Here is a 22,339-nt window from a genome sequence, read left to right as displayed (position 1 = left end):
CCGGTTAACGTGGCGAAATGCGGCCCGTACCGAACTGGGCCGTCGCCACGGCGGCGGCGGCACCCGTGCTGCTGGTGGCCGGTTGGACGGTGGCGGAGGCCCGACAGCCCGTCGGGTACGACCCGGTCCGGGACACCATCAGCGAGCTGGCAGGACAGGACGCCACCGACGCGTGGATCATGGTGGTGGCCCTGGTGCTGCTCGGCTGCTGCTACCTGTCGGTCGCCGCCGTCCTGCACGCGGCCGGGCTGCCCAGCCGCTTCCTGCTCGCGATCGGTGGGGTGGCCACCATCGCGCTCGTCGCCTTTCCCCGGCCGCCGGTCGGCGGTTCACTCAGCCACGGCGTCGCGGCGACGGTGGCCGTTCTCGCCCTGGTGCTCTGGCCGGCCGGCTCGGCACTGCGGCTGCCGCGCGGCCACGACACCGAGCACCCCACCCGACCGGAGCCGCCCTGGGCGTTCCGCCGGGCGGTCGGGCTGAGCGCCACGCTCGTGCTGCTCGCGCTCTTCGGCTGGTGCGCGTTCGAGGTGACCAGTGGCTCCCGCACGGGGTTGGCCGAGCGGGTGACGGCGGTGGCGGTCTCCCTCTGGCCGCTGCTGGCGGTCCTCTCCGCCCGGCGGGCGCACCTCGCCTGGTCGACCGGCGGCACCGTACGCGTCGGCCCGGACCTGCCGAGCATCGGCGTCGTACCCCCTGATCCCCTCGGACCACCGAGCGGGCCTGCTTCCGGGCGCCCCGACCGGCTGCCGTGAGTCGCCGGCCCGTCTGATCTTTCCGGCGCCCGGGCCTGTTCGAGCGTCCGAACCGGCGGCCGGTCAGCCCGAGCATGCGGCCCGGAAGCAGCGCCGGTCTCGCATCGTTACGATCGCCCGATGTCCACCGCTCCCCGTTGGGCCCTGCTGTCAGCCGGCGGCGCACCACTGTTCCTTGTCGGCGGCTGGACCCTGGCGCAGGCTGCCCAGCCCGACGGATTCGACCCGGTGCGGCAGACCATCAGCGCGCTCGCCGCCACGGGTGCGGACCATCGCTGGATCATGACGGTCGGGCTGGTCGGCCTGGGCCTCTGCCACCTGACGACCGCGCTCGGCCTGGTCAGCGCCGCACCGGCGGGCCGAGCGCTACTCGCACTGGGCGGGCTGGCGACCCTGGTCGTGGGCGCGTTCCCGCAGCGCCCGACCGGTGACTCGACGACCCACGCCGTGGCCGCCGGTGTGGCGTTCGGGGCGTTGGCCGTCTGGCCGGCCCTGGCGGTGCCGCGTCGCGCGAGGCCGTCTCTCGACCGGGAGCACCGCCACGCTCCGGCTTTCGTACGCCCGCTGGCGCTCGCGGCGGCGGTGGTCCTCCTCGCGCTGGTCGGCTGGTTCGCCGCCGAGCTCTTCACCGACGGAGCATGGATCGGGCTGACCGAACGGCTGGCGGCGGCCGCCGAGGCGGGCGTACCGCTGGCCGCCGTGCTGGTCTCCCGGCGTCTACCGGGACCGTCCGGGCCCGGCTGAGCGTCATCGTGTTCGGTGGCTGTCAACGCGACGCGGGCCGCCGGAGTGTTCCGGCGGCCCGCGAGCGGTGCGTGGATCAGAAGACGCTGACGCCGTAGCGGCTCAGGGCCTCGGTGACGGGCTGGAAGTAGGTGGTGCCACCGGTGCGGCAGTTGCCGCTACCACCGGAGGTCATACCCAGGGCGGTGCCGCCGGCGAAGAGCGAGCCGCCGCTGTCGCCCGGCTCGGCGCAGACGTTGGTGCGGATCAGACCGGAGACCGAACCCTCGGCGTAGTTCACCGTGGCGTTGGTGGCGTTCACCGAGCCGCTGCGCAGGCCGGTGGTGCTGCCGGAGCGCTGCACCGACTGGCCGACGGAGGCGTTACCGGAGCCGGTGATGTCGCGGAAGCTGCCGTTGTAGAGGGAGACGTTGCCGGCGGCGTTGGCCGAGTTGCTGTGCCGCACGATGCCATAGTCGTTGCCCGGGAAGCTGGTGCCGGTACGGGTGCCGATCAGCGAGGTCTGGCCGGAGTTCGAGTACCAGCTGGCCGAGATGTTGGTGCAGTGCCCAGCCGTCACGAAGTAGTAGGTGCTGCCACTGCGCACGTTGAAGCCGAGCGAGCAACGCCCGCCCCCGCCGGCGTAGATGGCCTGGCCGCCGGAGATCCGGGTGCTCAGCACGCCCGCCTCGGCCTCGACCCGGACCGCGCCGTTGGCGCGCGCGGCGGCGGCCTTGACCCGCTCCAGCTTGGCACCGGTGACGGTGCTGTCGACGGAGACGACGACCTGGTTGGTGACCGGGTCACTCCACCAGGCGGTGCCCGGGATCTTGGCGGAGCGCTCCAGCTCGGCCGTGGCCCGGTTGAGCTCGGCGGCGCCGCGGGTGACGTAGCGGACGACGGCGCCGGCCTTGCTCGCCTTGCTGGCGGCGGCGGCATCGGTCACCGTGACGACGGACTTGCCGCTGGCGTCGATGTACGAGCCGGCGGAACGGTCGCCGAGTTCCGCGGAGATCGCGGCGGCGGCGTCGGGCGACGCGGCAGGAGCGGCCTGGGCGGGCGCGCCGATGAGCGAGCCGACGACCAGGGTTCCGGAAACGGCGACTGTGGCCGCAACACGGAATGAGGACCTCGTGGGTCGCATGTAACAAACCTCCTGGGCGGGGGAGCGGGTCTGCCGGGGGCGGCTGACCCGAGGGCAACCCGGCCGATCTGGGGAAACCGGCCGGATGAGACTGAAGTATTCACATACTTAAGATCATTAACAAGGCTTGGATTCGCCCGAATTCGTCGACCTCGGCTGGCCGCGCGGCCGCAACACCCCCGACACGCTGGTGAACAGCCACCGTCACACCAATCGGCGACCGCCGCACTTTCGGCGCGTACGGTCATCGATGTCTTCTCCGAGTCGCCGCTCAGCGCGGGGCGCGGCGGGCGTCGGGTCAGGGGGTGCGGCGTCGGGCGCCGGGGCCCGGGCTGGGTACCACGTCACGTGGCCGCCCCACGTCGTGACCGTCGGCGCAGCGCAGGTCGGCGCGTACCTCGGCGCCGCAGTCGCGGTGCGTGACGCGCAGCGGTGGGCCCTCCGCGTCGGCGAGGTAGCGGTCACCCCAGGCGAGGACGGCGACCAGCACCGGCCACAGGTCCAGGCCCTTGTCCGTGAGCCGGTACTCGTGGCGCAGCCGACTGCCGGGCTCCCGGTACGGCTCGCGACTGAGCACGCCCTGCTCCACCAGGGTGGCGAGCCGATTGGTCAGCACCTGGCGCGGAATGCCGGTGCGCACCCGCATGTCGTCGAAGCGGCGTACGCCGGTGAACACCTCACGGAGGACCACCAGCGTCCAGCGCTCACCGAGGACCCCCATCGCGCGGGCGATGGTGCAGTTCTCCACTGACCAGTCCAGAGCCGCGGGTCGCATCCGACCAGGCTAGATCTCGTTGACAGACTCAGCAACCGGCTGCCAGGCTGCGTCCATGACGCAGACGCAGGACCCAGTGCGCAGCCGTACCTTCACGTGGGCGGACCCGGCGGCCAACGCCGCCCAGGTCGGTCGGCGAAGCGGCCTCGACATGCTCCGGGCGATGATCGCCGGCGAGCTGGCCGCGCCGCCGGTGATGCACCTTCTCGACATGGCCAGGATGGAAGCCGACGAGGGCCGGGTCGTCGTCGAGCTGACTCCACAGGAGTTCCACTACAACCCGCTCGGCAGCGTCCACGGTGGCGTGCTCTCGACCCTGCTGGACACCGCCGCGGCGTGCGCCGTGCACACCACCCTGCCCGCCGGCGTCGGCTACACCTCGCTGGACCTCAACGTGAAGTTCCTCCGCCCGGTCACCGTCGACAGCGGCACCCTGCGCTGCGAGGGCACCGTGCTGCAACGCGGCCGCCGTACGGCCCTGGCCGAGGCGCGCATCACCGACGCCACCGACCGCCTGGTAGCCCACGCCACCAGCACCTGCCTCCTCCTCCCCCTCCCCTGACCCCACCCTCCCCTCCCCAGACGCCCGCCCTCGCTGCGGTGATCAAGAGGTTTGCGTCAGGAAACCGGACTCCGGTGACCGAAACCTCTTGATCAACGCGAGCAAGGGGGCCTGGGGGGCTGGGGGCCTGGGTGGGGGTGGGGGGTCGGGCTTTTAGCGGAGGGCTAGGCGGGCGGCTCGGGCGTCGCGCTTCTCCTCGAAGCGGCTCGCGGCGCGGTCCAGGTTCTCCAGCTGGGCGGCGAGCTGCTCACGGGCGGCCTCACCGTCGGCGTTGAGGCCGGTCACGTTGAAGACGTCCCACTGACGCAGGACCGGCTGCAGCACCTCGTCGCGGTGCTGGCGCAGGTCGTAGATGCCGGCCAGGGCGATCGCCACCGACTTGCGGGCGAACCCGTCGATGCCGCTGCCCGGCATCTGGAAGTCGGCCACCACGTCGGCGACGGCCCGCATGGCCTGACTCGGGGCCAGCTCGAACGCGGCAGCGAGCAGGTTGCGGTAGAAGACCATGTGCAGGTTCTCGTCGGCGGCCACCCGGGCCAGCAGCGCCTCGCAGGTGGGGTCGCCGGTGGCCTTGCCGGTGTTACGGTGCGAGATCCGGGTCGCCAGCTCCTGGAACGAGACGTACGCCAGCGAGTGCAGCACCTCGTCGCCGTGGGCGTTGGTGTAGCCCTCCGACATGTGCGTCATCCGGGCCCGCTCCAACGCCACCGGGTCGACCGCCCGGCTGACGGTCAGGTAGTCGCGGATCGCGACGCCGTGCCGGCCCTCCTCGGCGGTCCACCGGTGCACCCAGGTGCCCCACGCGCCGTCGCGACCGAACAGGGTGGCGATCTCGTGGTGGTACGAGGGCAGGTTGTCCTCGGTCAGCAGGTTCACGATCAGCGCGGTGCGGGCCACGTCCGGGATGGTGGAGTCGGTCGGTGACCACGCCTCGCCGCCGAGCGGGCCGTCGAAGGTCCGCCCTTCGCTCCACGGCACGTACTCGTGCGGGAACCACTCCTTGGCGAGCGAGAGGTGGCGGTCCAGGTTGCGGGCGACAACCGGCTCCAACTCGACGAGCAGCGCGGTCTGGCTCACTGTGGTGCTGACGGTCACGAGAAACTCCCTACGGTGGCGTAACTTACGCTACCGTAGGTCCCCGCGGCCGTCAGCGCCAGTGGGGGCATTCAACCGACAGTGGGTTTGAGGTCTCCCGCAGGTGGCGTCCACTCCCCCGCACCGGCCGTGACCTGCTCACCGGAGCGGATGTCCTTCACCTCGTCCGGCGCTCCCTCGGCACCGGGGAACCACACGTACGGGATACCGCGCCGCTCGGCGTAACGGATCTGCTTGCCGAACTTCGCCGCGCTCGGCGACACCTCGGTCGGCACCCCACGCCGCCGCAGCGCCTCGGCCACCCGGTTGCTGGCCGTACGGTGCTCCTCGCTGGTCACCGCGACGAGCACTGCGGTCGGCACCTCCCGCGAGACCGACAGCTCCCCCGCGCCGAAGAGCAGACCGAGCAGCCGGGTCACACCGATCGAGATCCCCACCCCCGGGTACGAGACGGCGCCGGCGCTGGCCAGGTTGTCGTACCGGCCGCCGGAGCAGATGGAGCCGAAGCGCTCGTAGCCGCGCAGCTGGGTCTCGTAGACGGTGCCCGTGTAGTAATCCAGCCCACGGGCGATGCGCAGGTCCGCCACGCAGAGGCCGGGCGAGTGCTCGGCGGCGGTGTCCACCACCCGGACCAGCTCCTCGATGCCCTCGTCGAGCAGCGGGTCGCTCACCCCCAGCGCCCGGACGGCGTCGGCGAACGAGGCGTCCGGGGCGGAGATCTCGGCCAGCGCCAGGCACGCCTTGGCCTGCGCCTCGCTCGCCCCGGCGGTCTGGGCCAGCAGCTCGGCCACCTTCGCCGGGCCGATCTTGTCGAGCTTGTCCACGGCCCGCAGCGCCGCCTCCGGGTCGGTCAGCCCGATGCCCCGGTAGAAACCCTCGCAGATCTTGCGGTTGTTGACCTGGATCGTCACCGGTGGGATCGGCAACGACCGCAACGCGTCCCCGATGACCAGCGGCATCTCCGCCTCGTGGTGCGCAGCCAGGGTGTCCCGGTCGACGATGTCGATGTCGGCCTGGACGAACTCCCGGTAGCGGCCCTCCTGCGGCCGCTCGCCCCGCCACACCTTCTGGATCTGGTAGCGGCGGAACGGGAAGCTCAGCTTGCCGGCGTTCTCCAACACGTACCGGGCGAACGGCACGGTCAGGTCGAAGTGCAGGCCGAGCTGGTCGTCACCACCGGCACCCTCGGCGTCGGCGTGCAGCCGCCGGATCACGTAGACCTCCTTCGAGGTCTCGCCCTTGCGCAGCAGCTGGTCCAGCGGCTCCACGGCGCGGGTCTCCAGCGGCGCGAAGCCGTACAGCTCGAAGGTGGCCCGGATCCTGTCGAGCACGAACTGCTCGATCATCCGCTGTCCGGGAGTCCACTCCGGGAAGCCGGAGATGGGCGTGGGCTTGCTCATCGGCGTACTCCTTGCGGTTCCGCGCCGTTGGCGCGGTGGTGTCGTGGGTCCGCGCGCGGCGCGGACAGAAGATCTAGAGGCCCCGGGTGGGAGCGGCCGGCGACGTGCCAGCCACCTCGATGAGGTACGGGTTGCTGGCGCGCTCGCGGCCGATGGTGGTGCTGGGGCCGTGGCCGGGCAGCACGACGGTGTCGTCGGCCAGCGGGAGGATCTTGTCGCGCAGGCTGGTGAGCATGGCCGGCATGCTCCCGCCCGGCAGGTCGGTGCGGCCGATCGACCCGGCGAAGAGGACGTCGCCGGAGAGGCACAGTTCGTCAGCCTCCCAGCCCGACCCGGCGCCCGGCAGCCGGAACAGCACCGACCCGCCGGTATGGCCCGGGGCATGGTCGACGGCGATCTCCAGGCCGGCGAGCGTGAGGGTGGCGCCGTCGGTCAACTCCGCCACGTCCTCCGGCTCGGTGTAGCTCAGCCGGCCGCCGAAGAGCGACGTCAGGTCGGTCGAGAGGCCCTTCGACGGGTCGGCCAGCATCTCCCGGTCACCGGGGTGCACGTACGCCGTGATGCCGCGTGCGCCGCAGACCGGCGCGACCGAGAAGGTGTGGTCGAGGTGGCCGTGGGTGAGCAGCACGGCGGCCGGATGCAGGCGGTGCTCGGCGAGCAGCGCGTCGAGCTGGTCGAGCACCCCGATGCCCGGGTCGACCACCACGCACTGCTCCCCCGGCGCGGTGGCAACCACGTAGCAGTTGGTGCCGAAGGCGTCCGCAGGAAAGCCGGCCACGAGCACAGGCGCTGTCCTTTCCGTCGAGCAGCTGTCGTTCTGCACAGCAGCCTATCGGGCGGGCCGAACGAGTTTGCCGCGTCCGTCCCACACGTCCCGCCAGGCACAGTGACAACCTCCGATAAGCGCTGCTCGGGATGGGGTGGACCTCGTACACCACATTCCCAGTCACTAGCCGTACACTCTGGCGGGCGTGTGGCGCGGCACACGTGACGCCCGGACGGGCCGGGGCGACCGGCCGCCGGCGACGACCAGGTAGAGGAAAGGGGAGCACCGGTGGCTTCCAGCAGGGACCGGCAGCGCAAACTGGCGCGGGCCAAGCTCGACCGGCAGTTGGCCCGGCGGGCCGCCTCGACGCGGCGCCGACGGCAGATCCAGGCCGGAGTTGGCGCCGCTCTGATCCTCGTGCTGGTCGTGGCCGGCTCAGCCTGGGCGCTCGGGGCCTTCGACTCCGACCCGAAGCAGAACACGGCCGGGGAGGACACCTGCCTCTGGACGCCGCAGGACGCGACGGCCAACACCAACCTCAAGGACGTCGGCACGCCGGCCACCAAGGATCTGCCCACCGACGGCACCCGGGCGATGACCGTGACCACCAACCAGGGCGCGCCGATCACCGCGGAACTGAACCTGACCAACTCTCCGTGCGCGGCGGCGAGCATCGCCCACCTGGCGAGCCGGTCGTTCTACGACAACACCACGTGCCACGAGATCACCGCCGAGGGCGCGCTGCGCTGCGGCGACCCCAGCGGCACGGGTCTTGGTGGGCCGACCTACTCGTTCTACGACGAAGAGGTGCCGACCGTGCCGTCGGCGTCGCCGTCGGCCAGTCCGGCCCCCGGCCAGCCGCCGACGTACCCGAAGGGCACGGTGACGATGGTCTCCAACCCGCCGGGCAGCAACGGCAGCCAGTTCCTGATCTTCTTCAAGGACTTCACCACCGCCGACCCGAAGTACCCGGTCATCGGCCGGGTGACCGGCGGGCTTGACGTGGTGGAGAAGATCGGCGCCCTCCCGACCGTGGACAATGGGACCGGGGCGAAGGTCAAGCCCAGCACCGATGTGACGATCCAGAGCCTCACGGTCGGTGAGCCGGTCACCGGTGCGGCACCGGCTCCCTCGGCTTCCGGCACCCCGGCCAGCAGCCCGAGCGCCGGCTGACCGGGCGCCACCAACCACCCAAGCGGCACCCAGCAGCAGACAGCCAGGAGGATCCAGGCGTGACGTCCACCAGAGAGCGGCAGCGCGCGGCGGCACGCGCCCGGCTCGAGAAGGAGATGGCCGAGCGCGCGGCCAAGGCCCGCAAGCGCCGGCAGACGACGGCGATCGTCAGCGCGGCTGCCGCGCTGGTGCTCGTGGTCGCCGGCACCGTCTGGCTGGCGGTGAGCCTCGGCGGCGACGACGACGACAAGAGCGACACCGCCGCGCCGGCGGCCGGTGCGGCCGAGTGCGCGTACAACGCGCTGCCCACCGACCAGCGGCCCCCGCAGATCAAGGACGTGGGGGCGCCGAGCAACGAGCAGTCCGCCACGGGCGTGCAGACCATGACGATCGACACCAACCTCGGCCCGATCACGGCCAAGGTCGACCGGTCGTTGGTGCCGTGCACGGCGGGTAGCTTCACCTACCTCGCGGAGAAGAACTTCTTCGACAACACCAAGTGCCACCGCCTCGTGAGCGAGGGCATCAAGGTGTTGCAGTGCGGTGACCCCAGCGCCACCGGCAACGGCTGGCGGGACACCGACGGCCAGGGCGGCCCGAGCTACCGCATGGCCGAGGAGAACCTGCCCACCGACAAGCGCCCGCCGTACCCGGAGGGCGTCATCGCGATGGCCAAGTCGCAGGATCCGGGGAGCACCGGCAGCCAGTTCTTCATCGTCTACGGCGACTCGCCGCTGGACCCGGCGTACACCGTGCTGGGCACCATCACCGGCGGCATGGACCTGGTCAAGGACGTGGCCAAGGCCGGCGACGACGGGGCGTTCGCCCAGCAGGCCGGCGGCGGCCACCCGAAGAAGGAGGTCATCATCAAGGACCTCACGATGAGCAACCCGCAGGGCTGACCCCACGCGCACGACGAAGCGCCCGCCGGCTGAGCCGGCGGGCGCTGTCGTGTGCCCGGGGTACGGGGTACGGGCGCTCAGGCGCCCGAGGTGACCCGGTAGGCGTCGAAGACGCCGTCGACCTTGCGAACCGTGGCCAGCAGGTGGCCCAGGTGCTTCGGGTCGGCCATCTCGAAGCTGAACCGGCTCACCGCCACCCGGTCACGGGTGGTGGTGACGGTCGCGGAGAGGATGTTGACCCGCTCGTCGGAGAGCACCCTGGTGACGTCGGCCAGCAGCTTGTGCCGGTCCAGGGCCTCGACCTGGATGGCGACCAGGAACGTCGACGCGGAGGTGAGCTTCCAACTCACCTCGACGACCCGCTCGCTCTGCGCGCGCAGGTCCTCGGCGTTGGCGCAGTCGTCGCGGTGCACGCTCACCCCGCCGGAGCGGGTGACGAAGCCGAACACCGAGTCCGGTGGGACCGGTGTGCAGCAGCGGGCCAGCTTGATCCAGACGTCGCTGACGCCCCGGACCACCACGCCCGGGTCGCTGCTGCTCTGCCGGCTGCGTGGCGGCCGGGTGGCGACGGCGGTCTCGGCGATGTCCTCCGCCGCGCCCTCCTCGCCGCCGTACGCGGCCATCAGCTTCTGCACCACCGACTGCGCGGAGACCTGGCTGTCGCCGACCGCCGCGTAGAGCGACGCCACATCGGCCAGGTGCAGGTCCCGGGCGATCGACATGAGCGCGTCGGAGGTGAGCATCCGCTGCAACGGCATGCCCTGCTTGCGCATCGCCTTGACGATCGCGTCCTTGCCGGCCTCGATCGCCTCCTCGCGCCGCTCCTTGTTGAAGTACTGGCGGATCTTCGTCCGGGCGCGAGGGCTCTTGACGAAGCCCAACCAGTCCTGCGTCGGGCCGGCCGTCTCGGACTTCGACGTGAAGATCTCGATCACGTCGCCGTTGGACAGCGTCGACTCGAGGGGCACCAGCTTGCCGTTGACCCGCGCGCCGATGCACTTGTGCCCCACCTCGGTGTGCACCGCGTACGCGAAGTCCACTGGTGTCGACCCGGTCGGCAGCGGGATGACGTCACCCTTCGGGGTGAAGACGTACACCTCCTGGCTGGACAGGTCGAAGCGCAGCGCGTCCAGGAACTCGCTCGGGTCGGCCGCCTCACGCTGCCAGTCGAGCAACTGCCGCAGCCAGGTCATCTCGTCGATGTGCGCCGGCGGGCCGACGATCTGGGTGCCCTTGTGCTCCTTGTACTTCCAGTGCGCGGCGATGCCGAACTCCGCGGTGCGGTGCATCGCGTACGTGCGGATCTGCATCTCCACCGGCTTGCCGGTGGGCCCGATGACAGTCGTGTGCAACGACTGGTACATGTTGAACTTGGGCATCGCGATGTAGTCCTTGAACCGGCCCGGCACCGGCTGCCAGTTGGCGTGGATGACCCCCAGCGCCGCGTAGCAGTCGCGAACCGTGTCGACCAGGATCCGCACACCGACGAGGTCGTAGATGTCGTTGAAGTCGCGGCCCCGCACGATCATCTTCTGGTAGATCGAGTAGAGGTGCTTCGGCCGCCCGGTGGTCTCCGCCTTGATCTTGGCGGCCTTCAGGTCGGTCTGCACCTTCTGCGTCACCTGCCGCAGCAGCGCCTCGCGCTGCGGCTGGTGCTCCCCGATCAGCCGGTTGATCTCCTCGTAGCGCTTCGGGAACAGCGTGCCGAAGGACAGGTCCTCCAGCTCCCACTTGATCGTGTTCATACCGAGCCGGTGCGCCAGCGGCGCCAGGATCTCGAGGGTCTCCTTGGCCTTCTGCTCCTGCTTGGGGCGGGGCAGGAAGGTCAGGGTGCGCATGTTGTGCAGCCGGTCGGCCAGCTTGATCACCAGCACCCGCGGGTCCTTGGCCATGGCCACGACCATCTTGCGGATCGTCTCGGCCTTGGCCGCGTCACCCAGCTTGACCTTGTCGAGCTTGGTGACGCCGTCGACCAGCAGGGCGACCTCGCCACCGAAGTCGGCGCGCATCTGGTCGAGGGTGTACTCGGTGTCCTCGATGGTGTCGTGCAGCAGCGCGGCGACCAGCGTGGTGGTGTCCATCCCCAGGTTGCCGAGGATCGTCGCCACGGCGAGGGGGTGGGTGATGTAGGGGTCACCGGACTTGCGGTACTGCCCGGAGTGCCACCGCGCGGCCGTGTCGAAGGCGCGCTGGAGCAGCCGGGCGTCCGCCTTGGGGTGGTTGTCCCGGTGGCTGGCGATGAGCGGCTCCAGCACCTCGCTGACCTGGGAGGTCTGCCAGGGTGCGTTGAACCGGGCCAGCCGGGCACGGACCCGCCGACCGGTGGGCGCGTTGGACAGCCCGAACCCGCCGCTGGGCGACGGGTCGATGCCCGCGTCGGTCGGGAACGGCACCACGACGCCATCGGCGCCAGGGGACGCCTCGACGCTCGGCGGGCCGCTGGTCGGCTTCACCGCGCTCTCGCCGGGAACCCGGCCGGAGCCGTTGCCGTTGCCCGTCACCCGGGCCGGCGCGTCGCCTGTCGGGTCGGTCACCGAGCCGTCAGCGTCGCCTGTCGGGTGCACCGTGCCCTCCGCCGGAGGGACGACATCGTGGGACACCGGCCTCCTCACCGCTCGCCGGAAACACGCCGGCCGAAGATCGGCCGACCTGGTCTCGCCCGCCGGACGGGATACCGCCGGCGTCAGCAAAGGGCAATGCTACCCGCACGGACGGCCCCCTGCCGCTCCGCCGGACGGTCGGCGCCGCGTCCATCCGGCCGGCCCGGGACCAAACGGTCAGCAGAGTGCCGACCGGCTCAAACGGTCAACAGGGCGTGGACGGGACGCGGCGCCAGTCGCTCGCGCCCACCCAGGAAGCCGAGCTCCAGCAGCACAGTGAAGCCGGCGACGGTGCCGCCGGCCCGCTCGACCAGGTCCAGCGTCGCCTCGGCCGTGCCACCGGTGGCCAGCACGTCGTCGACCACCAGCACCCGGTGCCCGGCGGTGAAGGCGTCCTCGTGCACTTCGAGGGTTGCCTCGCCGTACTCCAACTCGTAGGAGACCGAGTGCGCGGGGCGCGGCAGCTTGCCGGCCTTGCGCACCGGCACCACTCCCACCCCGGTCGCGTACGCGATGGCCGCCGCGACGACGAACCCGCGCGCCTCGATGCCGACCACCACGTCGAAGGTGTCCCGCCCGTGGTGGGCAACGATCCCGTCGATCACCTCACGGAAGACCCTGCCATCGGCGAACAGTGGCATCAGGTCCTTGAACATCACGCCGGGCTTGGGAAAGTCGGGCACGTCCAGCACCCGACTGGCGACCAGTCGGGCCACCTCCGGGCCACTGTCCCCGTGCGCTGCGGCGCTGTGGGTCTCCGTCACGGCTGTTTCGCTCTCCTTCGACGACGAACGGCGTCCGGCAACAGCATGCCGGACGCCGTTCGGGTGTTTCCTGTCGGGTCAGCGCCGCTTGGCGCCACCCGGCCGGTTGCCGCCACCACCCGGGCGACCGCCCCGGGCACCGGTGGACCGCTTGCCCGCCGGCCGAGCGCCCACCTTGGGGGCGGCACCGGCCAGCGCGGCGGAGTCCTGGTCGACCGGCTCGTCGGCCGTGTCCGCCTGGGCCACCGGGCTCGCGGCAGCACCCTTACCGGTGACCTCGCCGCGGCTGATCGCGCCCCGCCGGGTCAGGACGCGCTTGTTGTGCGCCTGGATCCGCGGGTCGTAGTTCTTCAACAGCGCCAGCAGCGGGGTGGCCACCAGGATGGAGGTCAGGAACGCCACCGCCATACCGACGAACAGCACCAGACCCAGGTCCTTCAGCGTGCCGGCACCGAGCAGGCCGGCACCGATGAAGAGCAGACCACCGACCGGCAGCAGGGCGACCACCGAGGTGTTCAACGACCGCATCAGGCTCTGGTTGATGGCCAGGTTGGACGCCTCGGCGTACGTCTGGTTGTTGTTGGCGGTGATGCCCCGGGTGTTCTCCTGGACCTTGTCGAAGACCACCACCACGTCGTAGAGCGCGAAGCCCAGGATGGTGAGGAAGCCGATGATCGTCGACGGGGTGACCTCGAAGCCGACCAGCGAGTAGATGCCGGCGGTGAGGATCAGGTTCGTGATCAGCGAGGCGACCGCGGCCACGGCCATCCGCCACTCGAAGCGCAGGATCAGGTAGACCATCACCAGCGCGATGAAGATGACCAGACCGAGTACGGCCCGCTCGGTCACCTGGCTGCCCCAGGCCTCACTGACCTGGTTGTCGCTGATCTGGTCGGCGTTGATGCCGAGGTCCTCGGCGATCTGGGCCTTGACCGCGGTGGCCTGCTCGGCGGTGAGCTGCGGCGTACGAAGCTCGTAGGAGTCGCCGCCCGGACCGCCGACCTTCTGCGTGGTGGCCACCGTGACGCCGGTGTTCTCGGCGGCGAGGGCCGAGTTGACCTCCCGCTCGGCGTCGTCCAGGGTGCCGACGCTGGCCGGCACCTGGAACGAGTTGCCGCCGGCGAACTCGATGCCCAGGCTGAACCCACGGATCGAGAAGCTGAGGATCGCGATCAGGACCAGGAGCCCGGCGACGCCGAACCAGAGCTTGCGTCGACCGACGATGTTGAGACCGGCCTCGCCGTTGTAGAGGCGGCTCGCCAGACCGTTTTGAGCCATCTCAGGCCTCCTTGGCGCGCGGGTTGCGGGGCTGAGTCGGCTGGTTGCGAGCCGGCAGTGCTCGGCCCAGACCGCTGACCCGCGGGGACAGGAACGCCTGGGTCCGGGCGAACATCGTCATGATCGGGTGTCGGAAGAGGAAGACCACGACCAGGTCCAGCACGGTGGCGAGGCCGAGCGCGAACGCGAAGCCCTTGACGGTGCCGACCGAGACCACGTAGAGCACCACAGCGGAGAGCAGGGTGATCGCGTTGGCCGAGATGATCGTCCGACGGGCCCGGATCCAGGCGCGGGGAACCGCGCTACGCGGGCTGCGCCCCTCCCGGATCTCGTCTTTCAGTCGTTCGAAGTAGATGACGAACGAGTCCGCCGCCACACCGAGCGAGACGATCATTCCAGCGATGCCGGCGAGGGTGAGCGTGAAGCCGATCTGCCGGCCGAGCACCACCAGCGCGCCGAAGACCAGCAGCGCGGAGAGGATGAGGCTCAGGAAGATCACCGAGCCGAGCAGCCGGTAGTAGAAGAACGCGTAGATGATGACCAGCAGCATGCCGATGCCGGCAGCGAGCAGACCGGCGCGCAGGTGGCTGGCACCCAGCGTGGCGGTGACGTTCTGCGCTTCCTGCTGCTCGAAGGTCACCGGCAGCGCGCCGTAGCGGAGCTGACCGGCGAGGGTGCTGGCGTCCTTCTGGGTGAAGGTGCCGGTGATCTGGGAGTTGCCGGTCAGCACGCCCTGGATCTCCGGAGAAGAGACGATCTTGTTGTCCAGTACGACGGCCACCCGGCACTTGCCGTCCTGGCCCAGGGCGGTCGCGTCGCAGGCCTGGCCCTCGTTGTTGAACGCCTCACGGGTCAGCGAGGTCCACTTGCCCTGACCGTCGCCGGTGAAGTCCAGGCTGACCACCCAGGCGTTGGTCTGGTCGAGCACCGCGTCGGCGTCGGACACGTCGGTGCCCAGCACCTTGGCCTGGTCGAGCAGGTACTTCGACGCGCCGTCCTCGCAGGAGACCACCTGCTGCTTCGCGTCGGAGATCGACGCCGGGGGGCGCTGGTCGAGCTGCGCGCAGCCGATCGTCGGCACGTTGAACTGCATCTGCGCCGGCAGCACCGCGACCTCCTGCGGAGACAGCGTGCCGAACGGCTTGAGCTTCTCGGCCAGCGACGGGTCGGCGGTCAGATCGGCCGGGGCCTGCAACCCGTTGGCGGCCTGCCACGCGGCGGCGCCGACCTTCTGCTCGACGGCCTTGCGCTGCTCCTCGACGCTGGCCGGCACCGGCTCGGCACTGGCGCTGGCGCTGGGCGCGGCGGCGCTCGGCGAGGCCGTGGCGGACGCGGAGGGGGTCGGCGTGGCGCTGGGCGACGCCGGGGCCATTCCGCCCTGACCGCCGCTGGGCGACGAGGTCACCTTCGGCGAGGCGCTGCCGGACGGGGTCGCGGCACCGGACGGGGTCGCGCTGCCGGTCGGGGCGGCGCTGCCGGACGGGGTCGGCGTGGCGGCGGGCGGCGCCTCGGCCACCCCGCTGCCGGACGCGGCCTTGAGCACCTTGCGGAAGCGCAACTCGGCGGCTTCGCCCACGTCGTCGAGGTTCCGGTTCTCACCGGGCAGGGAGATGACGATGTTGCGGTTTCCCTCGGTGACCACCTCGGCCTCGGCCACGCCGAACGCGTTGACCCGACTCTCGATGATCTCGCGGGCCTCCTCGAGGTTCTCCGCCGTCGGGGGCTTGCCGTCGACGCTGTTGGTCGCCTCCAGTGTCACCCGCGTGCCGCCGATGAGGTCCAGGCCGAGCTTGGGCTCGAGCCGGTCCTTCCAGCTGCCGCTGGCGCCGGCGAAGAACACCAGAAGATAGAGGACCACGAAGATGAACCCGAGCACGGCGAGCTGCCGCCCGGGGCGCATCTGTCCCTGAGGTGGTGCCACGGCTGTCCTGTCTCCCTGTACGGTCGCGCCGCTGTCGCAGCGGCGGCGGTGTCGGGCCGGGGGTCCCGCCCGACGGGTCTGCCTTGAGCCGACGGAATGCCGACACGAGGACCGGGCGCCCCCGGCGCGGAACGCCGACGGTCACGGGAACGTGCCGACGCCCGGCGTCGACCCAACTATCCAGTTTTCACGTCTCGCCCGCTGCCCCGTCCGGGCGCGACGACCCCGGAAGCCGGCCGACCGGCCGTACGCCGCAATCGCCGCTCCCCGAGGGAAGGGGTCACTCCTTGACGGTGTCCGCGTCCTCGGTGACCGGCTCGCTCGGCAGCTCCGCGCGGGTGACCACCCGCGCGATGGCCGGGCGGGCGTACCGGGTCTGCACGCCCGGGGCGACCTCGATCAGGACGGTGTCGTCCTCGATGCCGGTGACAGTGCCGTAGAGCCCACCGATGGTCACGACCTCGTCGCCGGGGCCGAGGTTGGACTGCATCGCCTCTGCCTCTTTGCGGCGCTTCTGCTGCGGCCGGATCATCATGAAGTACATGACACCGAAGAGCAGGGCGATCATCAGGATCGGCGTGAAACCGCCGGCCCCGCCACCCGCTGCTGCCAATTGCACGGTTACTGACCTTCCCATTGGCCACCTGCCCGGCACCGGGGTGCCGGAGCGGAGGCGGATTCTCACGTCCTGTACAGACCGCGGCGAAGTCTAAACCCTGCACCTGGGAACGCCGAATGCGGCACAGATCACGTTCACATCACGGCTGATCGACGTCCAAGGAGAACAAGTCGGGCACAGGTGGACTATCCACACCAAATGTACCATTCGGTGGTGTGCGCCCCAGATGCCGCCAAGCGGCCTCGGTCGCCACTCGACCCCTGGGCGTACGGGCCAACAGCCCAGCCCGCACCAGAAACGGCTCGCAGACCTCCTCGACCGTGTCCGGCTGCTCCCCCACCGCCACCGCGAGGGTGGACAACCCGACCGGGCCGCCCCGGAACGAGTCGACCAACGCGGTCAACACCGCCCGGTCCAGCCGGTCCAGGCCGAGCGCGTCCACGTCGTACACGATCAGGGCCGCACGCGCGGTGTCGAGATCGACCACCCCGTCCGCCCGGACCTCGGCATAGTCGCGGACCCGGCGCAGCAGCCGGTTCGCGATCCGGGGCGTGCCCCGGGACCGACCGGCGATCTCGGTGGCGCCCTCCGGGGTGATCGGCACCCCCAGGATCCGCGCCGAACGATGCAGCAGCGTCTCCAGATCTGCCGGCGCGTAGAAGTCGAGATGCGCCACGAAGCCGAAGCGGTCCCGCATGGGTCCGGTCAACAGACCCGAACGGGTCGTCGCGCCGACCAGGGTGAACGGCTCGACGTCCAGCGGAATCGCCGTCGCACCGGGCCCCTTGCCCACCACCACGTCGACCCGGAAGTCCTCCATCGCGCTGTACAGCAACTCCTCGGCCGGCCGCGCGATCCGATGGATCTCGTCGATGAAGAGCACGTCGCCCTCGGCGAGGCTGGTCAGGATCGCCGCCAGATCGCCGGAACGCTCGATCGCCGGGCCGCTGGTCACCCTGATGCCCGCGCCCAGCTCGGCGGCGACGATGTTGGCCAGACTCGTCTTGCCCAGCCCGGGTGGGCCGGAGAGCAGGATGTGATCCGGCGGCGACCCCCGCCGCATCGCGCCCTGCAACAACAGGTCGAGCTGGTCGCGTACCCGGTCCTGGGCGATGAACTCGGCCAGCCGCCTCGGCCGCACCGTGGCCTCCGCGTCCCGATCGGCGTCGCTGACGTACGCCGAGACGAGCCCCTCGGTCTCACTCATCGTGCCGCCTTCATTCGCGACTGCGGGGCTCGCAAACCCGGCTCACTCCTCGCGCTCATCGTGCCGCCCGGGCGGTCATCGGGTGCGGCCCAGCAGTCGGATGGCCTGCTTGAGCAGGACCGGCACCGGCGGGGTCTCACCCTCGATCGACTCCGCCACCGCGGCCACCGCCTGATCGGCCTGCCCGGCCGTCCAGCCCAGCCCCACCAGCGCCTGCCGGACCTGGTCGGGCCAGCTGCCGCGGGTCACCCCGGCCGCCCCGTCAGCGCCGATCGGCACCGGGCCGATCCGGTCCCGTAGCTCCAGCACCAGGCGTTCCGCGCCCTTCTTGCCGATCCCAGGTACGCGGGTCAGGGCGGCCGTGTCCGCGTTGGCGATCGCCTTGCGTACCGCGTCCGGGGTGTGCACCGCCAGCACCGCCTGGGCCAGTCGTGGGCCGACGCCACTCGCGGTCTGGAGCAGCTCGAACAGGGACTTGGCGTCGTCGTCGGCGAAGCCGTAAAGAGTCAGCGAGTCTTCCCGCACGATCAAACTGGTGGCGAGCCGGGCGACCTGGCCGACCCGCAGCTCCGCGAGGGTCCCCGGGGCGCAGTGCACGGCGAGCCCGACCCCGCCGACCTCGATCACCGCCTGGTCCGGACCCGTCGCGGTCACCGTGCCGCGCACGCTGGCGATCATCGTGCTCCTCCTCGTCGTGCCCTGTCCGCCGCGGCGGCCAGCTTGGAGCGGGTCCCGCCGCGCCACACGTGGCAGATGGCCAGGGCCAGCGCGTCGGCGGCGTCCGCCGGCTTCGGCGGCTCGGCCAGCCGCAACAGCCGGGTCACCATCGCGGTCATCTGCGCCTTGTCGGCCTGACCGGAGCCGGTCACGGCGGCCTTCACCTCGCTCGGGGTGTACGTCTGCACCGGCAGCCCGGCCCGCGCCCCGGCCAGCACGGCGATGCCACTGGCCTGCGCGGTGCCCATCACGGTACGAACGTTGTGCTGACTGAACACGCGCTCGACGGCGACGCTCTCCGGTTGATGTTCGGCCACCAGCTTGTTCAGCGACCGGTCCAGGTGCAACAGGCGCAACGCCAGGTCGTCGGCCGGGTCGGTGTAGACCACGTAGTAGGCGACCAGGGTGCAGGGCCGGCCGGGCACACCCTCGACCACACCCACCCCGCACCGGGTCAACCCCGGGTCCACACCGAGCACGCGCACGCCGCCCCCTCCCCAGCCGTCAGCAGTACGTGTGTTCGACACCCTAACCGGCGCCCTTCCCACCAGCCCCACGGGACACGCCCTCCCACACCCCACACCCCACCCCACGCCCCCGACGCCCTACGCCCTCGCCCTCGCCCTCGCCCTCGCCCTCGCCCTCGCCCTCGCCCCAAGATCTGCGCAACTTGCCGGATGTTGCTGCCTCCGGCGCGCGAGAGACAGCAACATCCCTGATATTGCGCGGATCTTGACGACAAACACCGTTCCGAGGACCGGGAGCGGCCTGCGGGGCGAGCACCGCCGTCAAGGTCACGCTCGATCCAGGATTTAGTGGCCACGACGCGCCCGGATGCCACTACATCCAGGATGTTGCGCGATCTTGCGGCGCACGGCGTGGCGGGGTGTGGCAGAGGCCAGGCCCGGCGGCGCGAGGCCCAGCAGGGGCGGCGCGAGGCCCAGCAGGGGCGGCGGCGAGACGGGACGGCGCGGCGCAAGGCGCGGCGAGACGGGATGAGCCGGGCGGGCGGGGCGACGGGACGGCGAGGCGAGACGGGGCGGGGCGGCGAGACGGGGCGGCACGGGAGCGGGTGGAAGGGGGCGGTGGGTGGGATCGGGTAGTAGGGGACGGGTGGGGCCACACAGCTTTGGTACGGAGTATGTGTCGCTGGCCCATGTGCCGGGGAGCACACAGCTCGTAACTTCTTGCGCCATGACGGCAGAACCCGTGGTGGTCCCCCACGTCGTACAGCTCGACCTCTCCGGTCGGACCGCCCTGGTCACCGGGGGTGGCGGCGGCATCGGGCGGGCGTGCGCCCTGCGGCTGGGCGCGGCCGGCGCCAAGGTGCTCGTGGTGGACCGCAACCTGGAGGCGGCCAAGGCGGTGGCCGCCGAGGCCGGTGGCCGGGCCGAGGGCGTGGACCTGTCCGACGCCGCCGCGGTGGATTCGCTCGACGTGGACGTGGACATCGTGGTGAACAACGCCGGGCTCCAGCACGTCGCACCGTTGCAGGACTTTCCCGTCGAGCGGTTCGAGTACATCCAGCGGGTGATGGTGGAGGCGCCGTTCCTGCTGATCCGCCGGGCGCTGCCGCACATGTACGCGCGGGGCTGGGGGCGGATCGTCAACATCTCCTCGGTGCACGGGTTGCGCGCCTCGCCGTACAAGGCGGCCTACGTATCGGCCAAGCACGCCCTGGAGGGGCTGTCGAAGGTGGTCGCGTTGGAGGGCGCCGCGCACGGCGTCACCGCCAACTGCATCAACCCGGCGTACGTGCGTACCGCGCTGGTGGAGAGCCAGATCGCCGACCAGGCGGCCAGTCACGGCATCGACGAGGCCGAGGTGATCGAGAAGATCATGCTGGCCCGGGCCGCGATCAAACGGTTGATCGAGCCGGAGGAGGTGGCCGAGCTGCTGGCGTACCTCTGCTCGCCGCCGGCGGCGTTCATCACCGGGGCGTCGATCGCCCTCGACGGGGGCTGGACGGCCAACTAGTGGGGCTGAGCACAATGTCGACCATGTCTTCGCCGGTGGAGTTCCTGGAGCTGCTCGCCCGAGAGGCCGCGGCGGTCGAGTTCGAGGGACCGCTGGTGGCCGCGCGGGCCGCCGGGCTACCGCCGGACCGGCTGGCCGAGCTGGAGCAGGCCAAGTCGGTGGCGTTGCGGGTCCGCGCGCTGCTGGAGCGTCGCCGCCGCCGGGAGAGCGAGCTGTCCGGCCTGTACGACACGGTCAGCGACCTGGCGGGGCTGCGCGATCTGGACGACGTGTTGCGGGCGATCGTGCACCGGGCCCGTCATCTGCTGAGTGCGGACGTGGCGTACATGACGCTAAACGACGACGAACGTGGCGACACCTACATGCGGGTGACCGACGGGTCGGTCTCGGCCCGTTTCCAGCGGCTGCGTCTGCCGATGGGTGCCGGTCTCGGTGGCCTGGTGGCCCAGTCCGGTGCCCCGTACGTCACCGCCAACTACGGCGAGGACGCGCGCTTCCACCACACCGGCGAGATCGACGCCGGGGTGGGCGAGGAGGGTCTGGTGGCGATCCTGGGGGTGCCGCTGCGGCTCGGTTCGACCTCCATCGGGGTGCTCTACGCGGCCAACCGTTCGGCCCGGCCGTTCGTTCGGGAGGAGGTGGCGCTGCTGGTGTCGCTGGCCGCGCACGCCGCGGTGGCGATCGACACCGCCCGGCTGCTGACCGAGACCCGTTCGGCGTTGGCCGAGTTGTCGGCGGCGAACACCACCATTCGGGCGCACAGCAGCTCGGTGGAGCGGGCCGCCGCGGCACACGACCGGATGACCGCGCTGGTGCTGCGCGGCGGCGGCGTGGAGGACGTGGCGGCCGCGGTGACCGAGGTGCTGGGCGGCGCGCTGCTGGCGCTGGACGCCGAGGGCCGCCTGCTGGCCCGGGTGGGTGAGATCGAGGAGCCGGACCGCGCGGACATCGTCGAGGCGGTGGCCGCGTCCCGGACCGAGGGGCGCAGCGTGCGCCGGGGTCCGCTCTGGTACGCGGCGGTGGTGGCGGGCGCGGAGAACCTGGGCGCCCTGGTGCTACGCCCGGACGACGAGTTGGTCGACGCCGACCAGCGCATCCTGGAGCGGGCCGCGTTGGTGACCGCGCTGCTGCTGCTGTTCCGCCGGACGGTCGCGGAGGCGGAGGGGCGGGTGCGTGGCGAGTTGCTGGACGACCTGATCGCCCGCCCGCTGCGCGACACCGACGCGCTTCGCAGTCGGGCCCGTCGGCTCGGGGTGGACCTGGACGCGCCGCACGTGCTGGTGGCGGTGGGCGACGACGCGATCGCCGCGACCGGCTCGGCTCGGCAGCGGGTGCTCTCCTGGGCCACCACGTACGCGTCGGCGCGCGGCGGGCTGGCCGCGGCGCGCGACGGTCGGGTGGTGCTGATGCTGCCGGGGTTGGACGCGGGCGGCAGCGCCCGCGCGGTGGCCCGGGACCTGTCCCGGGTGACCGGCCGACCGGTGACCGCCGGGGCGAGTGGCCCGTCGAACACGCCGTCGGCGCTGGCCGGGACGTTTCAGGAGGCGGACCGGTGCCTGACGGCGCTGGGCGCGCTGGGCCGCGCCGGGCAGGGCGCGAGCACCGTGGAGTTGGGCTTCGTCGGGTTGTTGCTGGGCACGGTCGGGGACCGGGGCGAGAAGGACGTGACCGAGTTTCTCACCGCCACCGTCGGGCCGGTGCTCGACTACGACGCCCGACGCGGCACGGCTCTGGTGAAGACGCTGGAGGCGTACTTCGGTGTGGGCGGCAGCCTGGCCCGGGCCGCCGAGCAACTGCACGTGCACGTCAACACGGTGACCCAGCGGTTGGAGCGGGTCGGGCAGTTGCTCGGCGTCGACTGGCAGCGGCCCGAGCGGGCGCTGGAGGTGCAGCTCGCGCTGCGCCTGCACCGACTGCGCACACCAGCCGGCTGACCAACGCCGGCCGGCGGCAGGAACGCCGCC

General features: G+C 71.5%; 20 protein-coding genes. 7 read left to right on the top strand and 13 right to left on the bottom strand.

Translation table 11 applies throughout. The features are described from left to right. Positions 1-17: 17 nt before the first annotated feature. Both ACGF3C_RS13475 and ACGF3C_RS13470 read left to right on the top strand, forming a co-directional pair. Complete coding sequence (locus tag ACGF3C_RS13475) at positions 18-752, top strand: DUF998 domain-containing protein (protein WP_357234515.1); 735 nt, start codon at positions 18-20, stop codon at positions 750-752. 120 nt (positions 753-872) lie between these two features. Then, entirely contained in the window at positions 873-1,496 is a 624-nt protein-coding gene (locus ACGF3C_RS13470) for a DUF998 domain-containing protein (RefSeq protein ID WP_357234512.1), read from the top strand. Between the two features lie 76 nt (positions 1,497-1,572). On the opposite strand, the gene ACGF3C_RS13465 is transcribed toward ACGF3C_RS13470, so the two are convergent. Both ACGF3C_RS13465 and ACGF3C_RS13460 read right to left on the bottom strand, forming a co-directional pair. Continuing rightward, positions 1,573-2,619 carry a S1 family peptidase gene (locus tag ACGF3C_RS13465; RefSeq protein WP_357206823.1) on the bottom strand — a complete coding sequence of 349 codons (1,047 nt, stop codon included), beginning with the start codon at positions 2,617-2,619 and terminating at the stop codon, positions 1,573-1,575. Between the two features lie 298 nt (positions 2,620-2,917). Then, positions 2,918-3,394, bottom strand: a complete 477-nt coding sequence (locus tag ACGF3C_RS13460) for a helix-turn-helix domain-containing protein (protein ID WP_357234324.1) — start codon at positions 3,392-3,394, stop codon at positions 2,918-2,920. A 55-nt stretch (positions 3,395-3,449) separates the two neighbouring features. Here ACGF3C_RS13460 and ACGF3C_RS13455 point away from each other — a divergent pair, with 55 nt between their 5' ends. After that, entirely contained in the window at positions 3,450-3,956 is a 507-nt protein-coding gene (locus tag ACGF3C_RS13455) for a PaaI family thioesterase (RefSeq protein WP_393221740.1), read from the top strand. A 153-nt stretch (positions 3,957-4,109) separates the two neighbouring features. Here ACGF3C_RS13455 and ACGF3C_RS13450 read toward each other — a convergent pair whose 3' ends face one another. The 3 genes from ACGF3C_RS13450 to ACGF3C_RS13440 all read right to left on the bottom strand — a co-directional run bounded on the left by ACGF3C_RS13450 (position 4,110) and on the right by ACGF3C_RS13440 (position 7,235). After that, positions 4,110-5,051, bottom strand: a complete 942-nt coding sequence (locus ACGF3C_RS13450; protein WP_181518646.1) for an acyl-ACP desaturase — start codon at positions 5,049-5,051, stop codon at positions 4,110-4,112. Between the two features lie 71 nt (positions 5,052-5,122). Next, positions 5,123-6,451: a histidine--tRNA ligase gene (gene hisS, locus ACGF3C_RS13445; RefSeq protein WP_393221736.1), complete on the bottom strand. Its 1,329-nt coding sequence runs from the start codon at positions 6,449-6,451 to the stop codon at positions 5,123-5,125. 73 nt (positions 6,452-6,524) lie between these two features. Next, the gene (locus tag ACGF3C_RS13440; protein WP_238659786.1) at positions 6,525-7,235 is read right to left on the bottom strand and encodes an MBL fold metallo-hydrolase; all 711 of its coding nucleotides are present in this window, start codon (positions 7,233-7,235) and stop codon (positions 6,525-6,527) included. 270 nt (positions 7,236-7,505) lie between these two features. Between ACGF3C_RS13440 and ACGF3C_RS13435 the strand changes: the two genes are divergently transcribed. After that, positions 7,506-8,390: a peptidylprolyl isomerase gene (locus ACGF3C_RS13435; RefSeq protein WP_393221731.1), complete on the top strand. Its 885-nt coding sequence runs from the start codon at positions 7,506-7,508 to the stop codon at positions 8,388-8,390. A 59-nt stretch (positions 8,391-8,449) separates the two neighbouring features. Continuing rightward, positions 8,450-9,292: a peptidylprolyl isomerase gene (locus tag ACGF3C_RS13430; RefSeq protein WP_357231738.1), complete on the top strand. Its 843-nt coding sequence runs from the start codon at positions 8,450-8,452 to the stop codon at positions 9,290-9,292. A gap of 77 nt (positions 9,293-9,369) precedes the next feature. On the opposite strand, the gene ACGF3C_RS13425 is transcribed toward ACGF3C_RS13430, so the two are convergent. From ACGF3C_RS13425 to ruvC, 8 genes are all read right to left on the bottom strand, one after another. Next, positions 9,370-11,892 carry a RelA/SpoT family protein gene (locus tag ACGF3C_RS13425; protein WP_393221728.1) on the bottom strand — a complete coding sequence of 841 codons (2,523 nt, stop codon included), beginning with the start codon at positions 11,890-11,892 and terminating at the stop codon, positions 9,370-9,372. A gap of 197 nt (positions 11,893-12,089) precedes the next feature. Continuing rightward, the gene (locus ACGF3C_RS13420; RefSeq protein WP_357231744.1) at positions 12,090-12,656 is read right to left on the bottom strand and encodes an adenine phosphoribosyltransferase; all 567 of its coding nucleotides are present in this window, start codon (positions 12,654-12,656) and stop codon (positions 12,090-12,092) included. A gap of 78 nt (positions 12,657-12,734) precedes the next feature. Then, positions 12,735-13,934 carry a protein translocase subunit SecF gene (gene secF / locus ACGF3C_RS13415; RefSeq protein WP_393221725.1) on the bottom strand — a complete coding sequence of 400 codons (1,200 nt, stop codon included), beginning with the start codon at positions 13,932-13,934 and terminating at the stop codon, positions 12,735-12,737. 1 nt (position 13,935) lies between these two features. Next, complete coding sequence (gene secD, locus ACGF3C_RS13410; RefSeq protein ID WP_393221722.1) at positions 13,936-15,855, bottom strand: protein translocase subunit SecD; 1,920 nt, start codon at positions 15,853-15,855, stop codon at positions 13,936-13,938. A 280-nt stretch (positions 15,856-16,135) separates the two neighbouring features. Next, entirely contained in the window at positions 16,136-16,492 is a 357-nt protein-coding gene (yajC, locus tag ACGF3C_RS13405; RefSeq protein WP_355007312.1) for a preprotein translocase subunit YajC, read from the bottom strand. 121 nt (positions 16,493-16,613) lie between these two features. Continuing rightward, positions 16,614-17,681, bottom strand: coding sequence for a Holliday junction branch migration DNA helicase RuvB (gene ruvB, locus ACGF3C_RS13400; RefSeq protein ID WP_355007311.1), 1,068 nt, complete (start codon positions 17,679-17,681; stop codon positions 16,614-16,616). Between the two features lie 75 nt (positions 17,682-17,756). Further along, the gene (ruvA, locus tag ACGF3C_RS13395; RefSeq protein ID WP_210784947.1) at positions 17,757-18,359 is read right to left on the bottom strand and encodes a Holliday junction branch migration protein RuvA; all 603 of its coding nucleotides are present in this window, start codon (positions 18,357-18,359) and stop codon (positions 17,757-17,759) included. Continuing rightward, a complete protein-coding gene (gene ruvC, locus ACGF3C_RS13390) occupies positions 18,356-18,883 on the bottom strand; it encodes a crossover junction endodeoxyribonuclease RuvC (protein ID WP_112584546.1) in 528 nt (175 codons plus the stop codon). The genes ruvA and ruvC overlap by 4 nt, the downstream gene beginning before the upstream one ends. A gap of 709 nt (positions 18,884-19,592) precedes the next feature. Here ruvC and ACGF3C_RS13385 point away from each other — a divergent pair. Together ACGF3C_RS13385 and ACGF3C_RS13380 are read left to right on the top strand one after the other, a co-directional pair. Then, positions 19,593-20,375 (top strand): 3-hydroxybutyrate dehydrogenase, encoded by a 783-nt coding sequence (locus ACGF3C_RS13385; protein ID WP_355007310.1) that lies wholly within the window; start codon positions 19,593-19,595, stop codon positions 20,373-20,375. Between the two features lie 14 nt (positions 20,376-20,389). Then, entirely contained in the window at positions 20,390-22,309 is a 1,920-nt protein-coding gene (locus ACGF3C_RS13380) for a helix-turn-helix domain-containing protein (protein ID WP_393221716.1), read from the top strand. The last annotated feature ends 30 nt before the right edge of the window (positions 22,310-22,339 follow it).

The organism is Micromonospora sp. NPDC047762 (genome assembly GCF_043204655.1).
GTDB lineage: Bacteria > Actinomycetota > Actinomycetes > Mycobacteriales > Micromonosporaceae > Micromonospora.
This window is presented reverse-complemented; position numbering and strand designations above follow the sequence as displayed.